Annotated in this window: 10 protein-coding genes; 4 read left to right on the top strand and 6 right to left on the bottom strand. The window is 39.8% G+C overall.

Annotated elements, in window-relative coordinates; genetic code table 11:
• The first annotated feature begins 6 nt into the window (after positions 1-6).
• Positions 7-1,938 carry an OmpA family protein gene (locus FUA48_RS09520; RefSeq protein WP_147583316.1) on the top strand — a complete coding sequence of 644 codons (1,932 nt, stop codon included), beginning with the start codon at positions 7-9 and terminating at the stop codon, positions 1,936-1,938.
• 221 nt (positions 1,939-2,159) lie between these two features.
• Here the strand turns inward: FUA48_RS09520 and FUA48_RS09515 are convergent, their stop codons facing one another.
• Entirely contained in the window at positions 2,160-3,953 is a 1,794-nt protein-coding gene (locus FUA48_RS09515; RefSeq protein ID WP_147583315.1) for a hypothetical protein, read from the bottom strand.
• A gap of 281 nt (positions 3,954-4,234) precedes the next feature.
• Here FUA48_RS09515 and FUA48_RS09510 point away from each other — a divergent pair, with 281 nt between their 5' ends.
• Together FUA48_RS09510 and FUA48_RS09505 are read left to right on the top strand one after the other, a co-directional pair.
• Positions 4,235-11,842, top strand: a complete 7,608-nt coding sequence (locus FUA48_RS09510) for a PKD domain-containing protein (RefSeq protein WP_147583314.1) — start codon at positions 4,235-4,237, stop codon at positions 11,840-11,842.
• 2 nt (positions 11,843-11,844) lie between these two features.
• A complete protein-coding gene (locus tag FUA48_RS09505; RefSeq protein ID WP_147583313.1) occupies positions 11,845-12,834 on the top strand; it encodes a PorP/SprF family type IX secretion system membrane protein in 990 nt (329 codons plus the stop codon).
• A 217-nt stretch (positions 12,835-13,051) separates the two neighbouring features.
• Here FUA48_RS09505 and FUA48_RS18530 read toward each other — a convergent pair whose 3' ends face one another.
• The 4 genes from FUA48_RS18530 to FUA48_RS09490 form a co-directional block, all read right to left on the bottom strand.
• A complete protein-coding gene (locus FUA48_RS18530) occupies positions 13,052-13,648 on the bottom strand; it encodes an OmpA family protein (protein ID WP_240732437.1) in 597 nt (198 codons plus the stop codon).
• Positions 13,602-14,921 (bottom strand): hypothetical protein, encoded by a 1,320-nt coding sequence (locus FUA48_RS09500; RefSeq protein ID WP_240732436.1) that lies wholly within the window; start codon positions 14,919-14,921, stop codon positions 13,602-13,604. Before FUA48_RS09500 ends, FUA48_RS18530 begins: the two co-directional genes overlap by 47 nt.
• Before the next feature lie 20 nt (positions 14,922-14,941).
• A complete protein-coding gene (locus FUA48_RS09495) occupies positions 14,942-15,877 on the bottom strand; it encodes a PorP/SprF family type IX secretion system membrane protein (protein WP_147581738.1) in 936 nt (311 codons plus the stop codon).
• Between the two features lie 67 nt (positions 15,878-15,944).
• Positions 15,945-22,289: a choice-of-anchor L domain-containing protein gene (locus FUA48_RS09490; protein ID WP_147583312.1), complete on the bottom strand. Its 6,345-nt coding sequence runs from the start codon at positions 22,287-22,289 to the stop codon at positions 15,945-15,947.
• 399 nt (positions 22,290-22,688) lie between these two features.
• Between FUA48_RS09490 and FUA48_RS09485 the strand changes: the two genes are divergently transcribed.
• Positions 22,689-23,891, top strand: a complete 1,203-nt coding sequence (locus FUA48_RS09485) for a low temperature requirement protein A (RefSeq protein WP_147583311.1) — start codon at positions 22,689-22,691, stop codon at positions 23,889-23,891.
• Between the two features lie 71 nt (positions 23,892-23,962).
• Here FUA48_RS09485 and FUA48_RS09480 read toward each other — a convergent pair whose 3' ends face one another.
• The gene (locus tag FUA48_RS09480; RefSeq protein WP_147583310.1) at positions 23,963-25,402 is read right to left on the bottom strand and encodes a glycosyltransferase; all 1,440 of its coding nucleotides are present in this window, start codon (positions 25,400-25,402) and stop codon (positions 23,963-23,965) included.
• Positions 25,403-25,510: the final 108 nt, after the last annotated feature.

Here is a 25,510-nt window from a genome sequence, read left to right as displayed (position 1 = left end):
GATATTATGAAAAATTATATTCTACTTTGTATTGCAGCAGGCATTTTATCAGTTAACAGCTATTCACAGCAAAAAAGAGTAGCTTCTGCCGATAAAAAATATGACAGCTATGCCTATGTAAATGCAATTAAAACATACGAAAGAGTTGCAGATAAAGGATATAAATCTGAAGATCTGTTTGAAAATCTCGGAAATGCATTTTATTTCAATTCTCAATTTGATAAAGCAGCAAAGTGGTATGGTGAACTGTTTGCCATGAACCCAGAGCAGGAACCGGAATATTACTACAGGTACGCACAATCACTCAAATCTGTAGGGGATATTGAAAAGGCGAAGGAAATGCTCGATATATTTGAAAAGAAATCAGAAAATGATGCGAGAGCCACCCTCTATAAAAATGACCGGAATTATATGGATGTTATTAAATTAAACTCAGGCCGTTATAAAATTGAGGATGCAGGTATAAACAGTCAATATTCTGATTACGGAACCGCATTTTATGAGGATAGGATTGTTTTTACTTCGGCAAGAGATACAGGCAGTTTGGGGCAACGCAAACACAAATGGACCGGTGAATACTTTACAAACCTTTATCAGGCTGAAGTAGATACCGTTTACAATCCCGGTAAAGCTGAAAAATTCATATCAAAAATTAACTCCAAATTTCATGAGGCAACCCCGGTTTTCACAAAAGACGGAAAAACAGCATACTTTACAAGAAACAATTACATTAACGGTAAAAAAGGAAAAGATGAGAATAAAATTACTTTAATAAAAATATACAGGGCAACACTGGAAAATAATAAATGTGTTAACATAACAGAACTGCCTTTTAACAGCAATTCATACAGCACGGCACATCCGGCTTTAAGCTCCGATGAAAAGACACTTTATTTTTCATCTGATATGCCAGGTTCAATCGGTCAATCAGATTTATACAAAGTAAGTATTAACAGCGACGGAAGTTATAGTACTCCCCAAAACTTAGGTCCTCAAATCAATACTGAAGGAAAAGAAACATTTCCGTTCGTAACAGATGAAGATGAAATTTATTTTGCTTCAGACGGGCATCCCGGTCTTGGCGGTCTGGATGTTTTTGTAGCGAAGATAGACAGTACAGGAGTAAGCAATATTCAAAATGTGGGAGCAGACATTAATTCTCCTATGGACGATTTCGCCTATATAATTGACACAAAATCCAGAAGAGGCTTTTTCTCTTCCAACAAAAGCGGGGGTCACGGGTCTGACGATATCTATAAGTTTTTAGAAACACGAAGGCCCGGATGTATACAGGAACTATACGGTACAGTAACCGATCTCGAAACAGGTGAAATATTACCCAACACCAAACTTACACTGTATGACCGTAAATTTAATATGATAAGTAGTGTGAATTCTGACGAAAACGGCAACTATACATTTCCTGTAGAATGTGATAAAACATATAATATAAGAGCCGAAAAAGAAGGGTATACGACCAAAGAACAGAGTATTACCATTCCTTATGAAAACGGCAGAACCCATTTACCTATTGAACTCGAAAAAGCCGACTGTGTTGTAACTATTGGGGATGATTTAGGAAAATGCTTTGGAATAAAAATGATTTATTTTGATTTGGATAAATCTAATATCCGGCCGGAAGCTGCTCTAGATCTTGAAAAAATTCTTGATGTACTAAATGAATATCCTAATATGAAGTTAGACATCCGCTCTCATACCGATAGCAGACAAACCCATAAGTACAATGAAGAGCTATCTGACAGAAGGGCCAAATCTACAATTAAATGGTTAGTGGATAATGGCATTGATAAAAGCAGGTTAACCGGTAGGGGTTATGGAGAAACCCAGTTGGTTAATGAATGTGCCGATGGTGTGGAATGTACCGAAGAGCAACATCAAATGAACAGGAGAAGTGAATTTATTATTTCTGATTTATAACTTTATTAGAACACCTTTAAACCCTATGTAAATATTAGTGTTTTCAATAAGGTTGCCGGGCCTGTTTGTCTAACAGATTATTTAAAAAGAGAAAATCAAACTGTGCAATGATCTATTTCTGAAAACTTGTTAGACATTAGTCCGTAGGCCTGACGAAAAGCCAATTCACATATTATGAATTGGCTTTTTTATTGTTTAAATTAATTGATGTAATATAAATTCTAATTCAATTGTATATTTTTCAATTGCATTCTGTAACATTCAAGTTTACTTAATATATTTTCCTGTTCCTCAAAAAAGTCATTATTACTAAACAGTTTTTCATAATAGTTAATTCCTGCTAAAAGATTATCCTTAAATACCGACCATTTTTTTAGTTGTATAGCAGGCATATCCCCTTCAAAACTAAGCTGTTCCTTTAAATAATTAATATAAAGTTTTAATTCCTTTATAAACATATTTGGTCGGTTTGCATTCTGTAAAACAGATGAGTATCCGTAAATATGCCTTACCATATCATATAAACAAACTTCCTTATCAAAATAGGCCATATTGGGCCCCGGGCAAATTACCACTCCCTGCTCCTCGCCTTTTATCTGAATATCATTTTCCATATATGCCGAATTGGCCAACCCAACACACAGGCAAGACTTTACAACAATAGTATCGTGTTTTTCTTTATAATCAGCTTCAGAAATTGCATGCCTACATTGCTCCAATTCAAAAAGCTTACGTTTTTGGTATTTTCTGGATGCTGTACAAATTCCTTTCTCATCATACTCATTATGCAAAGCCAGTAATTTTTTAGGACAAGAACTACCTGCTTTGTTCTGCTCAACACGATTACTTTTAATACCATCGTTAGTTGTTCCTTTAACGGTATTAAAAGGCACTCCTAAAGGCGATATATTACTTTTATAAAAATCTTCTTCAGTCGCTTCAATTAAAAGTTTACGAGTAGCCACATCAGTAGTTGTTGCCTCAGGAACCAAAAGGAATGGCGATCCCCACCCTACAGAATCGGTTTTATAATACTCCAACAAAAACTGATGTTCTGCTGCTGTACCTACGCCTCCCTGAACAGTTATCTTAACCTCTAAAGGTTCTTTAGGAATGAATGCTTGTTTTTGCTCCAGTTCTTTAATCCATAATTCATAAGCCGAATTTATAAGTTCCTGCCTTTGTTGTTTAAATTCTTCAAGAATAGGCCCTAGCAAAAGTCCGTTTGTGGCAAAGGCATGGCCTCCGCAGTTAAGCCCCGACTCAATTCTGTATTCGCTTACCCATATCCCCTTTTTCGCTAAGAATTTACTTTGTATTAAAGCCGACCTGAAATCGCTTACCTTAAGTATGACTTTCTTTTTAAGCTTTCCGGATTCATCAGGAAAAAAATCAGGAAATTCAGCCAGATAATTATATAATGATGGGTTCATTCCTGCCGATAGTACTACCGATGATTCCAGCCCGCTTTGGGCAAAACCTCTTAAAGAAGCATGGGCATCATTATAACAAAAAGGCAATACATCATCGTTACTGTAATTGGCTTTATCAACTTTGGTCATAATATTTACGTCGATTGCCCCGGGCCTGAAATGCTTCGTTAGAAAACTGCGTATCTCATTTGTTTTATCAAACGGACTTGAAGCATAAAACTGCAGGCCTTTTCTAAAGTCTGATACTTTAGGGAGCATTTCAATAAAATTGTTTAATGCTTTTTGGCTATTGGCCAGTTCTGCACAAAAGCCCTCATACTTTTGCTTTACAATTTTATCTACTGTATTCAAATAGGCTGTTATACGTTCTGCTCTGTAATCAAGAACTTTTTTTGAAATTTCCTTATACGGGAGTTCAAATTTTTCGCTGTAAAAAGCATGCATTTTCTCAATCAGTTCATCATCTACAATGGAAATTACTGAGTCTATACCAAACTGTGCCACCTTAATCGGGGTATCTATAGTATAGGCAAGCCCCATAACGGGAATATGAAAGCTATGCGGATTTTTTATAGTTGTCATTATGCAAATAGTTTATCTGCAAATATTAGATATCGCCGCGACACAAAAACTGATATTTATCATACTCCGGTTAATGTTTAATTATATTCATATTATAGACCTAACTTATCTATATAGAATTATTAGAGCGCCAACAGAAAACACAAAATAACTACCTATAATATAGATAATTAACAATAATTTTCTCTTATTTTTTTTAGTTAACTGTTCCTTAACAAAATATTCGTAGGTTTGCTGCACCAAACCAATTATTAACCACCCCACTATTAATAAAATTGTGTATGAAACAATTTTACGTTCTTTTCGCGCCCCTGCTATTTTTTTTCACGTTACCGGCTTTATCAGGCACCGTAAGTGTTTTTGATATAGATCCACCGGTAATAATAGGTCCGTCTACATTGTGCGGACCCGGAAATGTTACATTAAATGCAACTGCTGTACCTTCGGCTCAAATTTCGTGGTATGATGCAGAAACAGACGGTAACTTATTAAGTACCGGTCCAAGCTTTAGTGTCAATCCGTTATCGGTAACCACGACCTATTATGCTGAAGCAACCCTTGACGATGAAACTTCAACAAGGACATCATTTACGGTTACTGTAGCTGATCCTCCGGTAATAAACGATGTCGATTTTGTAGACAATCAGTGTTCCGGACTGGATATACTTTTCTCTCCGGATATCAGTAACGGTACAGCGCCCTTTACCTATTCATGGAACTTTGACGACGGAGTGACTTCTACAGAAACTACTCCCTCACATCCTTTTAACAGTATAGGATGTGGTACTCAGGTTTTTGATGTTACCTTAACCGTTACCGATGCAAACGGATGTAGCGCAACCTACACTACTCCGGTAACTATTAAGCAAAAGCCGGATGTAGCTATTGAGGACCAGAATGTATTTAGTCCTTTCAGTAATTGTGACAACAGTCCGTCTCAGGGTAGTTCCAATTACACCATTACTATAGATAATATTTCGCAAAACACCTGCGCTAATAATTATTCCATAGACTGGGGAGACGGTAATACGGAAACAAACCTGGCATTTACCGATTTCCCGTTAGATCATACTTATACTCAGTTAGGCTCCTTTAATCTTGCTGTTACGGCATTTGGTGCTAATGGCTGCAACAATACTCAGGTTTATGTGGTGGCCAACCAAAGCAACCCGGCAGGAAGTTTAGGTACATTAGGTTCTACAACGGGGCTTTGTGCTCCGGCAATAGTACCATTTACCATAGGCAACTGGGAGCTGAACTCACCGGGAACAACCTACATACTTGATTTTGGTGATGAAACATCTGTAACGCTAAACCACCCACTTACAGAAACCACAATTTACCATAGTTATGCAGCGACTTCATGCCCTAACGGAAGTTATACGGCAACACTTACTGTTACAAATGCATGTGACAGTACTCCATATACAGCCGGTAATGTACAGGTACGGATAAATCCTACCGCACAATTTACAGGTCCTGCAAGAGCTTGTATTAATGAAAATGTATGCTTTACAAATACTACATTACAGGGAACCTTTGGAGCTAGTTGTAATGAACTGACAACATATACATGGAATTTTGGAGACCCGTCTTCACCCAATAATGAAGTAGTTGTGAACAGTACAGGAATACCGAACCAATGCCATACTTTCTCGGCTCCCGGTATTTATACGGTTACACTAACAACCGCAAACCCTTGTGGTGACTCTAACTATACACAAACAATTTGTATTGAGAGTCCGCTTGCACCGGATTTTACCCTGAATACTATAGAAGGTTGTGCTCCGCTACTTATTGAAACAACAAATATTACAGACGAAAGCAATTCATGTAATGTTATCTATAACTGGAGTGCAACATTTGTTCCGGAAGAATGTGATTCTAACGCTGCTCCGGAATGGGTTTTTGCCAATGGCACTACTGCTGATTCTGATGAAGCTGATTTCACTTTCAATGCCGCAGGTACATATACCATAAGACTTATCGCTACTAATATTTGTGGTAGTGAACAGATAACAAAAACAGTTACGGTAATAAGACCTCCAACAGTAACTATAGATCCTATAGATGATTTATGTGGTGCTACCGAGGTAACCATAACACCAACGGTAACCCTTACCGAATGTAATGGTGGTGCACCTACTTACCTGTGGAACTTCCCAGGAGGTACACCATCTACCTCTACAGATGAAGCACCGAGTGTAACTTATACTACATCGGGCTCTCACACTTTTAGTGTTGAAGTTACCAATGCCTGTGGTACCGTATCCGATTCAGAGTCAATAATTATTGGTCCAATCGTGTTTGCTGAAGCCGGTGACGATGTTACTATCTGTCCGGGCAGTACTACTCTAGAAGGAACAGCAACAGGAGGCTCAGGATCAGGATATACCTACAGTTGGTCGCCAACTACAGGTTTAACGGGAGCAAACACAGCTACCCCTCAGGCCTCACCAACAAGTACAACAACTTATACACTAACCGTAACGGATTCTAACGGTTGTACCGCTACCGATGAAGTTACCGTATTTGTAAATGAACTGAATCAGGGAGCTATAGCTGCCTCACAAACCATTTGTAATGGTGGTGATCCTGTAGTCTTTACAGAAGTTACCCCGGCTACTGCACAAGGCACGATTAGCTATCAGTGGGAAAGCTCTGTAACAAGTAACATAACAGGTTATACTGATATTGCGGGAGCTACAGATGCTACTTATGATCCGCCAATTGCAACTCAAAATACCTGGTACAGAAGAAAAGTAACCAGTACCTTAAACGGTGTGGAATGTACCGCTACTACTAACTTTGTAGAGATAATAATAAACAATGTTTATGAAGGTATAATTGAAGATGACCAAACCATATGTACAGGTGGTGATCCAAACCCGATTATAGTTTCAATTCCGGCAACAGGTCAGGGAGCACTTACCTATCAATGGCAAAGCTCAACAGATAATATCACCTTTACAGATATAGCTGGGGCAACAGCAGATACTTATAATCCGGGAGTGCTTACCGCTACAACATATTACAGACGTGTTGTTACCAGTACCTCTAACGGAGTTGCCTGTACTGCAGTAGGTAACACTGTTACCATAACCGTAGAACCAGACCCGGTAATAGACGTACAGCCATTAGCTACCCAATCGCTTTGTCAAAATGCACCGGCCACTACGCTGGAAGTTACAGCTTCGGGAGGTATAGGTACATTTAATTACCAGTGGTACAGCAATACGGCTAACGATAACACTTCGGGCACACCCGTAACAGGAGCAACAGCAGCCACGTTTACCCCGCCTACAGATATTGCAGGTACATTATATTACTACTGCGTTGTATCTCAAACCGGGTTGGGATGTACTGTTACTTCACAAACTGCCGAGGTAAACATTATAGCAGCTCCTGTTTTTAGTGAGCAACCTCTTTCCAGCGATGTATGTTTAAACGGTACGCCCAATACGCTTTCTGTTGCTTATACAAACGGTACAGGAACGCCAACCTATCAATGGTATTCTAATACTGTTGATGACAGTACAACAGGAACCGAAATTGCAGGAGCTACAAGCCCAACCTACATACCTTCTACCACAACAGAAGGCACAACTTATTACTATTGTGTGATTACCTTTCCTGTAGGCGGATGTTCGCTGATAACATCAGATACTGCCGAAGTGAATGTAAGGGCTATACCTGCCATAACTGTACAACCAACCGAAACACAAAGCTTATGTGTAGGCGGTACTGCTTCTGAGCTAAGTGTAGCTTATGACAGTGACGGAGGTAATGCTACCTATCAATGGTACAGCAATACCACAAACAGCAATACAGGCGGTACAATAATAGCCGGAGCAGATCAGGCTAATTATACACCTTCTGCTTTTACAGCCGAAGGAACTTATTATTACTATGTAACTATTGATTTTGAAAACAACGGATGTGGTAACCTTACCAGCGAAGTAGCTGAAGTTATTGTAGTACAGGATCCGATAGTAACACAACAACCATTGGCAACCCAGTCATTATGCCAAAGTCCGTTTGCACAAGATCTGACTGTAACCGCTACAGGCGGGGTAGGATTACTTTCTTACCAATGGTACAGTAATACAACAAACAACAATACAGGAGGAACTGAAATAGCAGGCGCAACAGCAGATACCTATTCCCCTCCTGCCACAACAGTAGGAACAACCTATTACTACTGTATAATTACAGCAGAAGGATCAGGTTGTAATGTAACAAGCGATACCGCAGAGGTTATTGTAAACCCTTCTCCTATAGTAAGTACACAACCACAATCAGAAGACCTTTGTTTGGGTCAACCGATATCAGAACTTAATGTGGACTATACTAACGGTACAGGTACACCAACCTACCAATGGTATAGTAATACAGTAAACGATACAACTACAGGTACTCCTATTGCAGGAGCAACATCTGCTACATACCAGCCAACAGACACTAATCCGGGAACTTTATATTACTATTGCGAAATTGTATTCCCAATCGAAGGCTGTTCCGTAATCCTGTCAGAAACTGCTGCGATATCAATCTACGCGCTACCGTCGGTTAACGATATTAATGAAGAAACCTGTAGTAACGAAACATTTACCGTTATACCTACTGACGGTAACGGAAATAATGTTCCTGCAAACACTATGTACACCTGGACAGCTCCGGCAGGTACAGGCTTTACAGGTGGCAGTGCTCAGGCGACTCCGCAATCGGAAATCAGCCAGACATTAACCAATACTACAAACGCTCCGGTTACGGCTACCTATACGGTTACACCTGTTGTAAATAACTGTAACGGTGAAACATTTACGGTTGTGATTACCCTATACCCTGCTGCAACTCTTGAAGATGGCGAACTACTTGTGTGTAGCGGAAGTGACTTTAGTTATGACCCTGCCACAAATGCGGTAATACTTCCGGCAGGAACAGTATACCAATGGGATGTTCCTGTAGTTACAAGTGGTATTACTGGAGGTGCATCGGGAAGCGGTGAACTGGTGGTTACAGGTAACTTAACCAACCCAACAACCACTAACCAAACAGCAACTTATACTGTTACTCCTGTGTCTCCGGAGGGTAACTGTTTGGGCGAACCGTTTAATCTTGTGGTTACGGTTAGTTCTGAGTTTGCTGTTACATCAGATGTATCTGATTATAACGGCTTCCAGATAAGTACATCAGGAGCTACAGACGGTTGGATAAACCTTACCCCTACAGGTGGTTCGGGAACTTACACATACAGCTGGACTGGTCCTGACGGATTTACAGCCGATACCCAAAATATTGAAAACTTAGGAGAAGGAACTTATACAGTTATTATAAGCGATGGTTTATGTAACGATATAGAACTTACCATACTAATCAATGCGCCGCTTCCGCTTACTATTGGCGAAGCTGATGCAAGCCATGTGGATGTTAGCTGTTTTGGAGCAAGCACAGGTGTTATTGAAGTTGAAATTACACAGGTTTCCATTGCTCCTTTTGATTATGTACTAATGCTAGAAGATGGTACCGTAATAGAAACTGTTGAAGATACTTTTGCCGAAAATTATGTATTCGACAATTTACCGGCAGGCAATTACACCGTTCAGGTTACTGATGCAAACGGTACCGCAAAAACAATTGAAGATATCATTATAACACAACCGGAATCGGGTATTGCGATTACAGAAGCTGTAGTTTCCGATTTTAACGGATTTGGAATCAGCTGTTTTGGTAATCAGGATGGTAGTATAGACCTTACTGTAGAGGGCGGTTATCCGGGATATACATATAACTGGACAGGTCCAAACGGTTTTACAGCAGATACTCAGGACATCAGCAACCTTAATCCGGGTACCTATACTGTAGTAATTAACGATACTACGGGAGCGTGTCCGGTAACCGAAAGCTATGAAATTACAGAGCCACAACCGATAGCCTATACCAGTACGGTTTCAAACTACAACGGATTTAACGTAAGTTGTTTTGGAGGAAATAATGGTGCAATATCCATATTCCCCACCGGAGGTAATTCTGATTATGTTTACCAATGGACAGGACCTAACGGCTTTACATCAAACGAACAAAATCTTACAGGATTATTTGCCGGTAGTTATGAACTTACATTAACTGACACCAATAACTGTAGCGCTACAGGCAGTACTTATACATTAACGGAACCGGAAGAGATTATAATTACCGAAACTCATGTAAATGTTATTTGTTTTGGTGACGCCACCGGAGAAATAGATGTTACTGTTACAGGTGGTGTACTTATAGCAGGTTACCTGTACAACTGGACAGGCCCTAACGGCTTTACTTCTGCCAATGAAGATCTAATTGGTATAACTGCAGGGGCCTATACATTAACAATTACAGATGATTTAGGATGTAATGAAACCATTACGGTTACTATAACCGAACAGCCGGAAATAATAATTATACCTACCACTACTCCTATTACCTGTTATGGAGCAGATAATGCTTCCATATCATTAGCCATATCGGGTGGTAACCCTCCTTACACAGCACAATGGAGCAACCTTGCAACAGGAACATTTCAGGATAACTTAGGGGCAGGAACTTATACCATTACAGTAACTGATGAAAGCAATTGTACCAAAACAATAGCTGTAGTAATAGACGAAGCACCTGTATTTACGGTAAATCCGGTTTATACTAATATCACCTGTCATGGGGCTAACGATGGTAGTATTGCGCTTAACCTTATAGGTGGTATTGCTCCGGTAACACTTACATGGAGTGATGGTTCTACAGCAGGTACAACACGTAATAACTTAGGACCTGGTACCTATACAGCCACTATTGTTGATGGTACTCCTTGTGAAATCGTAAGGACATTTACCATTGTTGAGCCAGCCGCTTTAACGCTGAATGCGAATATTACTCATGCTACCGACTGTGATGATACCATGAGCGGCGCTATAGACCTGTTGGTTGCGGGAGGTACTCCTCCTTACACCTACGATTGGTCTAACGGAGAATCTACACAAGATCTTACTAATATAACTTCGGGCAACTACTTTGTTGAGGTTACAGATGCTAATGGTTGCACTAACTCGGCAACATACTCCATAACACGCCCTGAGCCTATTACGCTTGAGATTACAACTGATATCGTATTTGATTGTGACACCCAATATGTAAGACAGGTTAATATTGCCCATGCATCGGGTGGTGTTCCTCCTTTCCAATATACATGGACAAGTGGTGAAGTAAGCGGGCAAAATGGTCAGTACATGAGCACCGACCAAAACGGTACTGTGATTGTTACCGCAACCGACTTTATGGGATGTACTGCAACACAAACTTTTGAAGTGGATACACAACAGTTGGGCGAAGCATTCTTTACAGCAGAATCTTATGCTCACACCACATACAATATCTATTCAATTATGGATCCTGTAACTTTTATAAATGAATCTACAGGAGATTATACCGAAGTATCATGGGATTTTGGAGACGGAAGTTTCTCCAGCGAACTGGATCCAACTCACACTTATGTAAGGGAAGGTACTTACACAGTTACATTAACTGTAGTATATCCTTACGGATGTACAGACACTTACAGTATTGTACTGGAAATCACTAAAGGTTATGAAGTAATGATTCCTAATGCATTTACACCAAATGCCGATGGTGTTAATGATACGTTTAGTGCACTATACAAAGGTTTCAAGAGTATTGAGTTGAATGTGTATGATACATGGGGTTCCCTTATCTACTCCGAAAAAGGAGAAGTTATCAGAGGATGGAACGGTTACATTCAGGATGTTCCGTCTGAAAATGGTAATTACTATTACCGAATCAATGCCGAAACGTTTTACGGCCAGTTTGTAAATTTTGAGGGACCTTTTGTATTAATTAAGTAGAAATGAAAAGAATAGCAATAATTATAACCACACTATTGGCATTTAATACAAGTTGGGCTCAGGATCCTATTTTTACTCAGTATTTTATGGTGCCTCAAACCGTAAACCCAAGTTTTACGGCTTTTATGGAAACAACTTCTATTGGTGTAATGCACCGGACTCAATGGCCGGATGCTTCACTGAAAATAAATAGTGATTATGCCTTTTTAAACACATGGGCAGAAGAAATGAACAGCGGATTTGGAGTAAACTTCTTAAGCCAGAGAGAATCGTTTACAAACTATCAGCTTTCTCAGGTAAATGCCTCTTATGCATACAGGGTACAGATATCTGATTTCTGGTATTTTCACCCTGCTATTGAAGTAGGGTTTGGTACCAAGTCATACGGATTTCAGAATCTGGTACTCGAAGATCAGCTAAACCTTGGCACGGGAGTAATTGATGCTTCCAGTATAGACCCATTGGCGCTTAATGAGAAAATTACCTTTTTTGACATCGGTGCCGGAGTATTATTTAACAACGAAGAATGTTGGATTGGAGCTTCCTTAAAGCACCTTAACAAACCTAATATCTCATTTAGCCAGGCAGGTAATTTACCTTTAGAAATGCTTTTCTCCCTAAATGCAGGCTATGAGTTTAAACTTTCCAATTTTACTAATACCTTCCTACCCTACAATTCCAAATTACTTTTTACAGGTAATTTTATGCAGCAGGCCAAATACAACAGGTTTGATTTAGGTATGGGAATTATTTTTGAAAGAGTATTTGTAGGAGCAATAGCGGCTACAAATCCGGCAAAAAATAACGGAAACAGTAAATTGCTTACTTCCATAAACCCTTATTTCGGATTGAAATATGAGCATTTTAAAATTGGCTATTCATATGATGTCTTAACCAACAATATGGGAAGAACCGGAGGGATACATGAATTCTCCCTGATATATCAGTTTAACTGGGAAAAACAATGCCAGGGTTGCCCTGATTATTATTAACACGATCTTTTTATATAATAGTTTCACTAACTGAAAAGGGACAATTCTAATATTAGAATTGTCCCTTTTCAGTTTATATAGTTCTTTTTTTAAGCTTAGTTTTAAGAGCCCCATACCTTGTATGGGGCTTAAACATAAACTAAAATTTTGATCTATTACTCTACTTCATTGGCAAGGTGGTTTTGGTTTAACGTTTTAGGAATACAATTTCCTCTTATTATTTCTTCACGATTACAAACTCCGAGCGTCTGTTCTTAGCATGCTCTTCCTCTGTACATTTGTCTTTACAGTCAACAAGCGGCTGGCTCTCACCATAACCCTGTCCTGAGATGCGCTCCTTGGCAATGCCTTTGGAGATGACATACTGAACGGTAGATTTTGCCCTCCTGTTCGACAGGTTCATGTTGTACTGGTCACTACCACGGTTATCGGTGTGTGCCTTAACCATGATCGTCATTTCCTTGTTATTGTTCATAACCTCTACCAGTTTGTCTAACTCAAAGGCTGCCTCTTTGGTGATGTTACTCTTATCAAATTCAAAGAAGATGTCGTTAAGTTCCACTACAACTTCTTTCACGATCTCCTCGATCGGTTTCAGGTCAGCCATAACGTTCACCTCACCACCATGGGTTTTGGCAATCGGGAAGCTGTTCTGCTCATAACCCGTCATGCTTGCCTGGATGGTATAGGCCCTGTCACAATCAACATTGTAAACCACCTTACCTCCTGCATCTGCCGTTCTGGTCTCAATAACATTGTTCCTCTCATCAAGGATCGATACCCTGGCGCTTGCCAGGTTTGCCCGTGTTGGCATCCCTTACCATTACAATAGCCTCAACGCCACAGATTGGCGTTGCGCTGTAAAGCTGGTCAACACCTGTCCTGTTACTGCTGAAGAAACCGATGTTCTTCCGGTCATTGAAACTGAAGGCAAAGTCATCCTGTCCTGAGTTGATTGGTAAGCCAACGTTCATTACTTCTGTTCCTTTCTTCAGGTCCACCACAAACACGTCCAGTGCTCCAAAGCCTTTCCTTCCGTCTGAGGAGAAGTACAGCTTGCCCTCTGAGGTGATGTATGGGAAATTGTCATTGGCTGGGGTGTTGATCTTATCCCCAAGGTTCTGTGGCTCACCATAGGTGTTGTTGCCCTTAACCTCCACCTTCCAGATATCGTTGCCGCCCTGGCCTCCCGGACGGTTCGAAACAAAGTAAAGCGTCTTGCCGTCTGCACTGATGGCAGGGTTACCTGTTGAGTAGGTCTTCTCGTTGAAAGGAAGCGGCTGGATGTTACCCCATTTGCCGTCAGCCTTGGTAGCCTTGTAAAGGTATACCTGGCCCAGTTTAAGGTTGTTGTCCTTATCCCTCTCAAACTGTTTGCTCTCCTTAAAGCTCTCGCTGGAGAAATACATCGTGTTACCGTCTGCGCTTACCGCTGCAGGGCCGTCGTGCCATTTGCTGTTCACATCGGCAATAGGGGTCGGCTCACTAAGGGTACCGTCGGCATTATAGGTAGCCATGTACATATCAAGGAACGGCTGTTCGTTAGCCCCGTAGGTCTTCCTTGCCGTATTTCTTGCGCTGGTGAAGTAGAAGTTGTTGTCATCGGTAAGTACCGCACCAAAGGAGCTGTACTTCTCATCGTTGATGTCCAGCTTCTTCTCATCAAACAATCTTGTCTGGTTCCTTAATTTCGGAAGGTAGTCAGGGTCTTTCATAAAGGCCACAGACCTCTCGTCATTCGGCTTTAACTGGGCAAACTTACGCATCTGCGCATTAGCCTCCTCATACCTGCCTTCGGCCTTAAGCATCTGGGCATAGTGGTAATAGATCTCAGCTTCCTGCTGGCTCTCGGTAGCCTTGGCATACCATTTTACCGCCTCCTTGCTGTTAAAGACATTGTAGTAGCTCTCGGCCAGCTGCCTGTAAACATAAGGGTCGCTCTTGCCTGATAGCTTCATATATTCATTGGCGGCATCAACATATTCCATCCTGGCATACAGCTTGTCCGCCTTCTCGGTTTCCCTGCTCTGTGCCATGGCAAACTGTGCTGCCAGCATAAAACTTAAACTGATATATAGGTTCTTCATTTTTCTTGGTCGCTTTTAGGTTAGAAATAACGTGGTGAACGTGATACTTTCTTAGGGAAGTTCAAATCGAATAACAGCATTACCTCATGCGAGGCTGGGGTAGTGATGTTAAGGTCGGAAACAATATGGTCATAGGCATAACCCAGCCTAAGGTTAGGGGTAATCCTGTAGTTGACCATACCACCAAAAGAGTCATCAAGCCTGTAGGTGGCCCCGATCTCAAAGCGCTCAAAGAACAGCGCATTCAGTGAACCGTCTATAGAAGGCGATACGTTGAAGGCTGATTTTAACATGAAAGAGGGTTTTAGCTTTACGTTATCCGATAACTGGAATACGTAACCCCCCGTTAGGAAGTAGTGCTGAACTTCCGATCCGAACTGAAGGTCAGTTCCGCTTTGGGTAAGGTCAAGGTGCTTGCTCTTAAGCATGTTCGGTACCGAGAAGGCCACATAGTACTTCTGGGTGTAGTAGAAGAATCCTGCACCTATGTTGAAATAGGTGTTGTTAACGTTCTCACTGAAGGCAGGGTCGCCCGGCGCCGGTACATATCCGTTACCGATGTCACTGTATAGCCCCACATCGTGGAACGTTGCTCCGGCCTTAAGGCCAAGGGCAAGGCGGTGCTCTCCACCTAAGTTAAGGGTGTAGGAGAAGTCCGCATAGGTGTTGGTCTCCTTTACAGGACCAATCTGGTCGTTGATTACAGATAGGCCCAATCCCACATTCTTACCAACAGGACTGCTGCCCGAGAAGGTTGCCGTGGTTGGGGAATCCTGGATGTCAACCCACTGTTTGCGGTACAATAACCCAAAGGACAAATTCTCCTTCGAGCCCGCATAGGCAGGGTTGATCACGTTCATGTTATACATGTACTGCGTATAGTGCGGGTCCTGCTGTGCAGAAACATCGGCAAGGCCACACAATGCCACCAAAGCGGCAAGGTATATTTTTCTCATGTGTTTATTATGTGCTAATTATTAGTAAAAAGAAAGGGGTTGGGTTTACAACCCCTCTACTTTTGGTTTAGTTTTCTCTATTAATGTAAACCCAACCCGTTTTGCTGGTACCATCATTTAGCTCAAGTGAGTAGAAATATGTTCCTGTAGGAAGTTCTTTTCCGTGTTTGTCAAGACCATACCACTCATCACTATAATCTGTTTTACTGTATACTTCTTTACCGTAACGGTTAAAGATGCTTAGTTTAATTACTCCAAGACCAGAAAGGTCAAAGTTATCGTTCATGTTATCACCGTTTGGAGAGATACCACGTGGAATTGTACAAGCTGCGTTTTCAACATTATACACAAGAACCGATGAACAGATATCACCACCTGCAGGGGTAACAGTTACCACATAGTCTCCTATTTCCTCAGCAATAGCTGTAATATCAGTACTTATAATGGCTCCGTTTGGATCAGTCCACTCGATAAGAACCGTTTCCTCAGTATAATATTCATCATCTAAAATAACTTCCATAGTATAACGCCCACCTATACAACCACCTGTAACTTCAATTAGCGGTGTAGCAACAAGAGAAACCATAAAGCTGCTCTCGTCTGTACAGTTTGCCGGCGCAGTACCAGATTCCGTATAGATATAAATCATCTGATCTGTTGTTATCTCAGTACCTGCAGCAAGTGTTTCACCTTCAGGAGTATGATAAAAATTATTAGGACTAAGTGCCGGTAATACATAACTATCACAAGCAACAACATCCTCCATAACATCGGCAACAGGTATTGGAGTAACCGTTACAAATACCGACTGGGTAGCCTCACAACCTGAGTTGTTAACCGTAACCTCATAAGTACCTTCTCCTGTAACAGTAACACTGCTTCCTGTATCAGGTAATGCGTCTCCATTGTAAGTCCATGAGTAAGTAACATCCGGTGATGCAGGATCGTAGTTATTAGCTACAAGATCGATAGTTACACCTGTTGTACCTTCACAGATATTAAAGTCGCCACCCATATCAAAGTCAGGTGTAAGATCCTGAACAATCAGATTAAAGTTAAGCATACCCACACACCCTGTTGGCATATACTCTACCCTTACATAAATTGTCTGTAATTCAGCAACGGTATTTTCATAGACAGATCCGATAGGGTTAGCATCATTCTGAGCATCAGCCTCAGAAGCGTGGTAAGAAATCACAAAGTCTGCAACATCATAACCTTCAATAACACCTGCCTCGATAAGAGCAGTATTAGAAGCGAAATCGAAAGTAGTAAATCCACTTGCATCACAACCTATAAGGTCTACAGGCACACCTACAGTCTCTTCAACAGGAACATAGAACTCAACACGTTTGTTACCTTCCAGTGAACATGTAGAACCTGTATAGGTAGCAACTACCCTATAGTCATTTGTTTCTGAAACAGTAAGCGAAGCACCCGTCTCATTTTCAATAACAGTAGCAATATCTCCATCAACAGTATACCAAACAAAGTCATAATCATCTTCACTTAATCCAGTTTCGATAACAGATTCTTCATTATCACAAATAGCTGTACCATCTATAACTGTAAGATCTAAACCTAAGTCAAGCCCTCCGATATCAAAACTACCACCCGCAAGGAATACAGCTGAGTTAAATGACTGGTCTCTATAATCGGCAATTACAAGCTTGATATGATACTGGTTCCCCGGTATTACATCTCCGGCAGCTGTAAGAACTACTGTTTGGCCTCTATAAGCAATAGCTGAACCATAAGGGTTTGTTTGGTTGAAAGATCCAAAATATTGTTCGTTTACTGATTCACAATTAGCATTATAAGCACCATTCCTGATATTTACAACCGATACCGGTACGGTTGTTCCCGGTAAAACAGCTAAGTTAACCGGTACAGCATTTTCATCTTCCAAATCTGTAAGGATAAATGCAAATGCATCTCCATAACTACATTGGAAAGTACCGTACTCATTTGAAGCGAATAGAAAATCGAACGTTATCTGGTTTGTTAACGGTACGAAATCAAACTCTAATACAGAAGCATTATAAAGTGGATCTGTATTACCTTCCTCGGCAATAATTTCAGCTAAATCTGCATCACTTCCCCATCCGGAACCGGTTATACCCCCACTATTATTAGGATAAGGTCCGGGTGCTTCATTAATACTGCCTGTTGCTAATATTACACCATCATTGAACGGAAAGCTTGAATTATTAAAGTTGAAGTAACCAATACTACCAGCCCCTCCAAAATCAGAACCTGACTGGGAAGTGATGTTAGATACAATAGCGCACTCCGATCCTATAAGTACCGTTTCTACAAGTTGTTCTGCATTAAACAACGTTTCATTGACTGTAATTGAACCTGCAGGAGTAGCTATACATATATTAAATGTAGATGTTTGGTTTGGAGTAGAAGTAGAAGAATAAACCCTTACTTTATAAATATTGCCTACTGTTAAGTTTTCCGCCAAACTTTGTGCTGATGTACTACAATATAACTGTGTAAGCGTACCACACTCATCACCTTCATAAAGTACATGGTAAAGACCTGCTGTACTTCCCTGAATATTATTTATAGTTATAAAATGAGTTGTATTTACTGCTGTAAATTCAAACCATACGTCATCATCTGCAACACCTGTACAAGTATTTCCTTCTGTTGAAGCCGTAGCTGAGAAAATAGTACCAGAACCTGATTCCACACATTCTGAGCTGGCATTAGCAATTATAACTGTTGCCTCAGCACACTCATCATTTGCCGGTGGCGGCGGCGGTGTACCTATACAAAGATCGAAACTTGATGTTTGAGGTAACGAAGATGAAGTGTAAAGCCTTACTTTATATGTATTACCTATTGTTAATCCTGTTGCAAAACTCTGAGTTGTAGAATTACAATAAAGCTGTGTCAATGTACCACACTCATCTCCCTCATAAACAGTATGATAGAAAGAGTTAGACGGTGTAATATTTGAAAGTGAAATTATATGAGTGGTATTGGTTGCCACGAACTCAAACCAAACATCATCATCATCACTACCAAAACATGTATTAGCTTCTGCAGAAGCAGTAGCCGAATAAATTGTTCCTGATACTGTTTCACCACAGAACTGATCCGGGTTTACAGGTGCTACAATAGCATCGGCACACTCATCGTTTGCCGGAGCAGGCGGTGGTGTTGTTACACAAATATCAAAATCGGCAAGCTGACCCGGTAGAGATGTGTAAGAGTATACTCTTATTTTATAAGTAGTACCAACTGTTAAGCCTGTTGCAAAACTCATTCCGTTAGCACAGTATAATTGCGTTAAAGCATCACAATCATCTCCTTCGTAAACAACATAGTACAGAACCGTTAAGTTACCTACTATGTTTGAAATAGATATAACATGAGTTTCATTTGTAGCTGTAAATTCAAACCATGTGTCATCATCTTCTGTACCAGAACATGTACTTCCCTGTGTAGATCCTGTTGACCACGAAATAGTACCTGCAACTACCTGATCACATGTTGGAGTTGTATTAACAGGAACCTCTATTGCATTAGCACATTCGTCATTTACAGGTGGCGGCGGTGGCGTACCTATACATAAATCGAAAGTAGTTAATTGAGGTGCTAATGATGTTGAGCTGTATATTCTTACATAATAGGTTTGACCAACTGTTAAGTTCATCAAAATAGGAGATGTAGAGGTAGTACAGTTAAGCTGTGTTAAAGCTCCGCAAGTAGTACCTTCATAAACAACATTATAAAGCGTTGTTGAACTTCCCGTAACATTTATGTTAATTGTATGAATTTCATTTGTAGCCACAAACTGATACCATACATCATCATCATCTGTACCATAACAAGCATTTGTTTCCGCTGAACCTGTAGCCCAGGCAATTGTACCGGATGCAACTGTGCCACATTCAAGATCAGCGTTTGGTACTACTACTGTAGCATCAGCACACTCATCATTTGCCGGCGGCGGCGGCGGTGTACCTACACAAAAATCAAATGTTGTATCCTGCATTCCAATGGAAGTACTGGTATAAATTCTCACATAATAGGTTTGACCAATTGTAAGACCTCCTGCAATACTTGAACTATTTGTATTACAATAAAGCTGGGTCATAGAACCACATGAAGTACCTTCATACACTGTATGATACATAAAGGTATAGCTACCAGCTACATTATTAAGATTAACTGTATGTGATGTACTTGTAGCCACAAACTGATACCATACGTCATCATCATCAGTACCAAAACAAGTATTAGGTTCTGCTGATCCTGAAGACCACGCAATTGTTCCGGAAACGAAGTTTGTACACTCCAAATCAGGATTTGGCACTACTACCGTAGCATCAGCACATTCGTCGTTTACAGGAGCATCCGGCGGTGTACCTATACATAAATCGAATACTGATGTTTGACCAGCAGCTGTCGTAGAAGAATAAATCCTTACATAGTAGGTTTGACCTACGTTTAATCCAACTAAACTACTGTTAGTAGTACTACAGCTAATATTAGTTAAAGAGCCACATGTACCAGTATATATGCTATGATATAAAAGTGTTGTACCACCTGTAATGTTATTAACATTAATAGTATGAGTAGGATTTGTTGCCACAAATGTGTACCATACGTCATCGTCTGCGCCTCCTGTACATGCATTAGCATCCATAGATGGTGTAGCCCACGCAATAGTACCCGGTGTAACCGATCCACATTCTAAATCAGGATTAACTGTAACACTGATAGCTGTTGAACAGTCATCATTTACAGGCGGCGGCGGCGGTGTACCTATGCAAATATCAAACACTGAAGTTTGAGGTGTTGATGCTGTAGAGTATACCCTTACATAATAAGTATCTCCTATTGTAAGACCTCCGGCAATACTGTTGTTAGGGTTACTACAATATACTAAGTTTAATACACCACAGCTACCAGAATATAACACATGATCTAATGCCGTCGTACCACTTGTAATGTTATTTAAGTTTATTGTATGAGAAGTACTTGTAGCCTCGAATGAGAACCATACGTCGTCGTCATCTACACCTGTACAGGTATTAGCTTCAGCAGAACCCGTAGCAGAATAAATTGTAGCTGTTACAAACTGTGCACAACTTAAATCTGAATTAACAGGAACAGAAGTAGCTGTCGCACATTCGTCATTTGCAGGTGGCGGTGGCGGTGTACCTAAACATACATCAAATGCTGTAGTTTGGTTAGCAGCCGAAGTCCAGGAATATACCCTTACATAATAAGTATTACCAACCGTTAATCCTGTTGCAGTACTTGTATTAGGGTCACTACAATAAAGCTGGGTCATTGTCCCGCAGCTTGTTCCTTCATATACAACGTGAACAAGGTTAGTGGTTCCGCCTGTAATGTTAATAAGGTCGATTATATGAGATGTATTTGTAGCCACAAAGGTAAACCATACGTCATCATTTGGTGTACCTGTACAGGTAGTTGTTTCAGCCGAGGCCGAACCACCATTTATAGTCCCCGGTGTAGTTACTGTACAAATATTTGTTGGGTTAACCGTTAATACGGTTGCATCGGCACATTCATCATTACCCGGAGATGTATTAAAGCTGTAAGGCCCTGCCCAATCACTAGTATTACCAGTACCACACACAGATCTTACATAATATTTGTAAGGAGTTGTAGGAAGTAATGGAGAAACAGTAGTTGAATTACCGTCAACAATATCTCCAGAACCATCAGGAGCATCAGTAACCGGCATAACTTCAATTTCATATTGAGCTGCAGCACCTGTCCACGATAATGTCGCTGATGTATCTGTAACATCAGTGGCGGTTAAATCTGTAGGAGGTAAACACTGTTCAACAATACTTACATCGTCAATTAACCAACGATCCTGAAAGTCACCTTCCATAAGGAAAGCAACATGATAGTTTTGACCAACAGTGCCCGGTAAGCTTAATACAATTTCATTATACTCTTGCTGAACTGGGTTAATTAAAGCTTCTGTATAAGTTTGAATAACTGTAAAAGAAGCTAAATCTGTAAGGTCTGCACCAGCCGGTGCCATTAAAATTTTGTAAATGGTTCCCTGGTTACCATTAAGAGTAAGCCTTGACCAAAAACGTAACTGCCCGTTTGCAGGCATTTCAAAAGGAAGAGTTACTAACCAGTCTTTTGCCGGGTCACCATCGTCTGGCACATTTTCACGGTCAATGATAGCTGCAAAACTTCCACCTAAATTAGGAGGGAAAGGATAGGACGGATCATCCAGAGTTTGCTTCCATTGCTGGGACATTCCAATGCCATTATTATGCCTTGTCCAGCCTGTCGGAGGGAAGGTTGTACCTTCAAATCCTTCAGCCGGATCAATTCCTTGTGCGTAACTGCACAGCGTTAATAATGACATGAAAAAAAATAAAGTAAATTTTTTCATGATAGTGGTAGTTATAGATTAGGTCCCGAAAATAATTTATCTAAATTTTATATTTGGCTTTTTATTAAAAAAAAACAAATTTTATTACGAATGTTACATTTATAAAGAAATATCCACTTTTAAAAAATTAATTCAAAAAACACCTAAATAGCTCTTTAATTTTAAAACATTGCTAATATTTTATCTTAAAAACAGCTTATTTTAAAAGGAAAAAAAAATATTAACTACCATAAAAATCAAGTAAAAACCGAAGAAATTACGAAAAAGGCAATTTCACAACTATACTGAAAATCAACAGGAAACAATTATCCGTTAACAATTATTCTATAAATTTAGCAGTGATTAAATTTTAAATAAACAGAAACTCTTTCCTACACTATTTAAATTTCAACAGACTCTATGGAATTAAAAAAGAATATCTCTATCTGGTGGGGGCCTCCTAAAGATTTTAATCCGAAACAGGATAAACGCAGGGTTAGTTGGCTTGAACTGTTTTATGACCTTGTATATGTAATTGCCATAGCCCGTATTACACATCATCTATCCCACAATATGAGTTTTGAAGGGTTTATTGAAAATATATGTCTGTTTTCATTAATCTTTTGGGGGTGGCTTAACGGTAGTCTGCATCACGATCTTCACGGAAATCAGGGACTACGTACAAGACTGATGATGCTTTGGCAAATGATAATTATTGCTGCCCTATCGATAGCTATCAACAAAACAAACGAAAATTATACATTGGTAACTATAATTTTCATGATTATGCAGCTTTATATTACCTACCAATGGTGGAGCGTGGGGCTATATGACAAATCGCACCGAAAATACAGCTGGCCCTACACTACCCTTTTCCTTATTGCTTTTTGCTTAATGGGAATATCATTATCTGTTTCACATTATTGGTTAAGGCTACTATTTCCGCTAGTTCTTATATGTAATTATATTCCGCCTTTTATTGCCCATAAACTTTTATTGCGTTCGTCTCAACGCCTCGACTTATCTTCCAGTATGTTTGAGCGCTTAGGGTTATTTACCATTATTATTTTTGGCGAACTGGTATTAGGTGTAGTAAACGGTATAGGTGAGATTGAAACTTTAACTTTTACAAGCTGGATAAATTTTGCGATTGGCATTTCGGCGGTCTTTGCAATTTGGTGGATATTTTTCACATTTGTATCTTCAAGAGAGGTCAAAAAGGGGTTGGCCAGGGCCTCCCTATTGGAAATACTCTACATACCAACACTTATAGCACTTGGGTTTATCGCTGCTGCCCTACCCGCTTTTTTAGCCGAAAATGACTTTACTTATAACCTGCAACAAATACTTGGTTTTGGAATAGCTGTATTTTTATTCTGTATTTTCCTTATTATGGAATTACTGGAATATCCTGAGGTTTTTGATACCCTGAAAAAGCCAATGCGTTTTTCTCTTTTAGTTACGTCTGTTACATTTTTTATACTCTCTCTGGTAGAGCTTAATATCTCTGTCACCTGGTATCTTGTTTTAATAGTATCTATTCTTTCTATAGAAATTAGCTACCTCAACTATAAATACTACGGAAAATTAATAAAAGAGGGGATTGATCCTTCTGAAGTATAAATATTGATAAAATAAAAGCCTGCTTATAATAAGCAGGCTTCCAACATTGCCGGATAATATGTTACAAGTTATTATCCTCGCGTTAACCAACCTCTTCTGCTTGCAGTAGCAATTGCATAAGGGGTTATCCAAAACAAACCAAAGGTGTATAAAATACTATAGGAATATGCCCAAAACGATTCGGACACGTTATGTCTTTTCGCATAAAATAATACCGGAAAACTTGAATAAATAAGTATCCCCAGGAAAGTAGAACTTAAGAACAGTACAGGGTGCATTGCTATAAAAACAAACATTGCCACTATTAACGGGTAAGCCATTATAAGCTTTAACCACTGGTTTACAAACAATAATCTTGTACCGGCTTTAGAACCTTCCCTAAAATCTTTAAATACAAATTTTGCCATCATAATGTTTTCGCGAACGTTGCTCCTTCCCCATCGTATAAACATTTTGTACAATCCTTTATATTTTTCGGGTACATTAGTAAACACATAAGCGTTTCTCTGGAACCTAACCTCATACCCCTGTCTTAATATCATATTTGTCATGGCACGGTCTTCACCAATATCTGATGGTTGCCCCATGAATGTCTGATTGATCCACTCATCAAGACATGCGAATACTGCTTTACCTCTATAGGCCGAAAGTGCTCCGGGAGTACAAAGTACAGAACCTAACATACTCTCTGCAGAGCGCATGAACTCAAAACTAAGTACAAAGCTCACATTAAGCATTTTTGGAATAATGGCTTTTTTATTGTTAAGTACCCTTACGTTCCCTGCTACAGCGCCACATTTTTCGTTAACTACAAAAGGACTTACCATGTTGCGAAGTGTATCCGGTTTAACTATTGAGTCACTGTCTATAGTCACAAAAATCTCTCCTGTACCCATTTTAAAACCACGATATAAAGCATGGCGTTTACCCATATTTTTAGGCTGCTGATAAACCGAAACTCTGTCTCCCAGCTCTTCTTTTGCTTTTAACATCCATTGCCAGGTATCGTCTTTACTACCGTCATCAATGGCAAGCAGTTGTAATTTACCTTCCGGAAAATCACTTGCAGCTATACTTAATAATGTATCATAAACCAGCCTTCCTTCATTGTAAGCGGGAACAATAACAGTAGTAGTCGGAAGCTGCTCGTCCGATACTGATTTAATCGATCTGTATTTAAAATACAGGAATGCGTTAAACAGAAAGAAACTTCCTTTAAAAATGAATAGTGCTATCGCTATTATAATTAAGGTAAAGCCTAAAACCGAACTCATTCTGTTTGTATGTAGGAGTTCAAAATCAGGCTCTAAGAGAAATACTAAAAAGGCTGCTCCTATCATAAGAAGAAAAGAGCCAGCCAAAACTAATAAGTTACCAGTATTTGTTTTTTTTAGCTTTTTAAAGAATTTGGTTTCACTAACATTTGTTGTTTTTATATTATCAGAAAAAATGAAATCAGTCTCATTTTTTTCGCGATATAAAATCTCTGGGGCAATTGTATCGTTTTTCATATTCTTATTGTACAAGGTTTAAGTAAAAGTTCTTCCTTGTTACAGTAAGGCAAGCCTTGTGCCATCAGCATTTCCGGCCCTTTTTAACTACTTTTTCACAATAAAACC

The sequence above is a fragment of the Flavobacterium alkalisoli genome, from assembly GCF_008000935.1.
Lineage (GTDB): Bacteria > Bacteroidota > Bacteroidia > Flavobacteriales > Flavobacteriaceae > Flavobacterium > Flavobacterium alkalisoli.
This window is presented reverse-complemented; position numbering and strand designations above follow the sequence as displayed.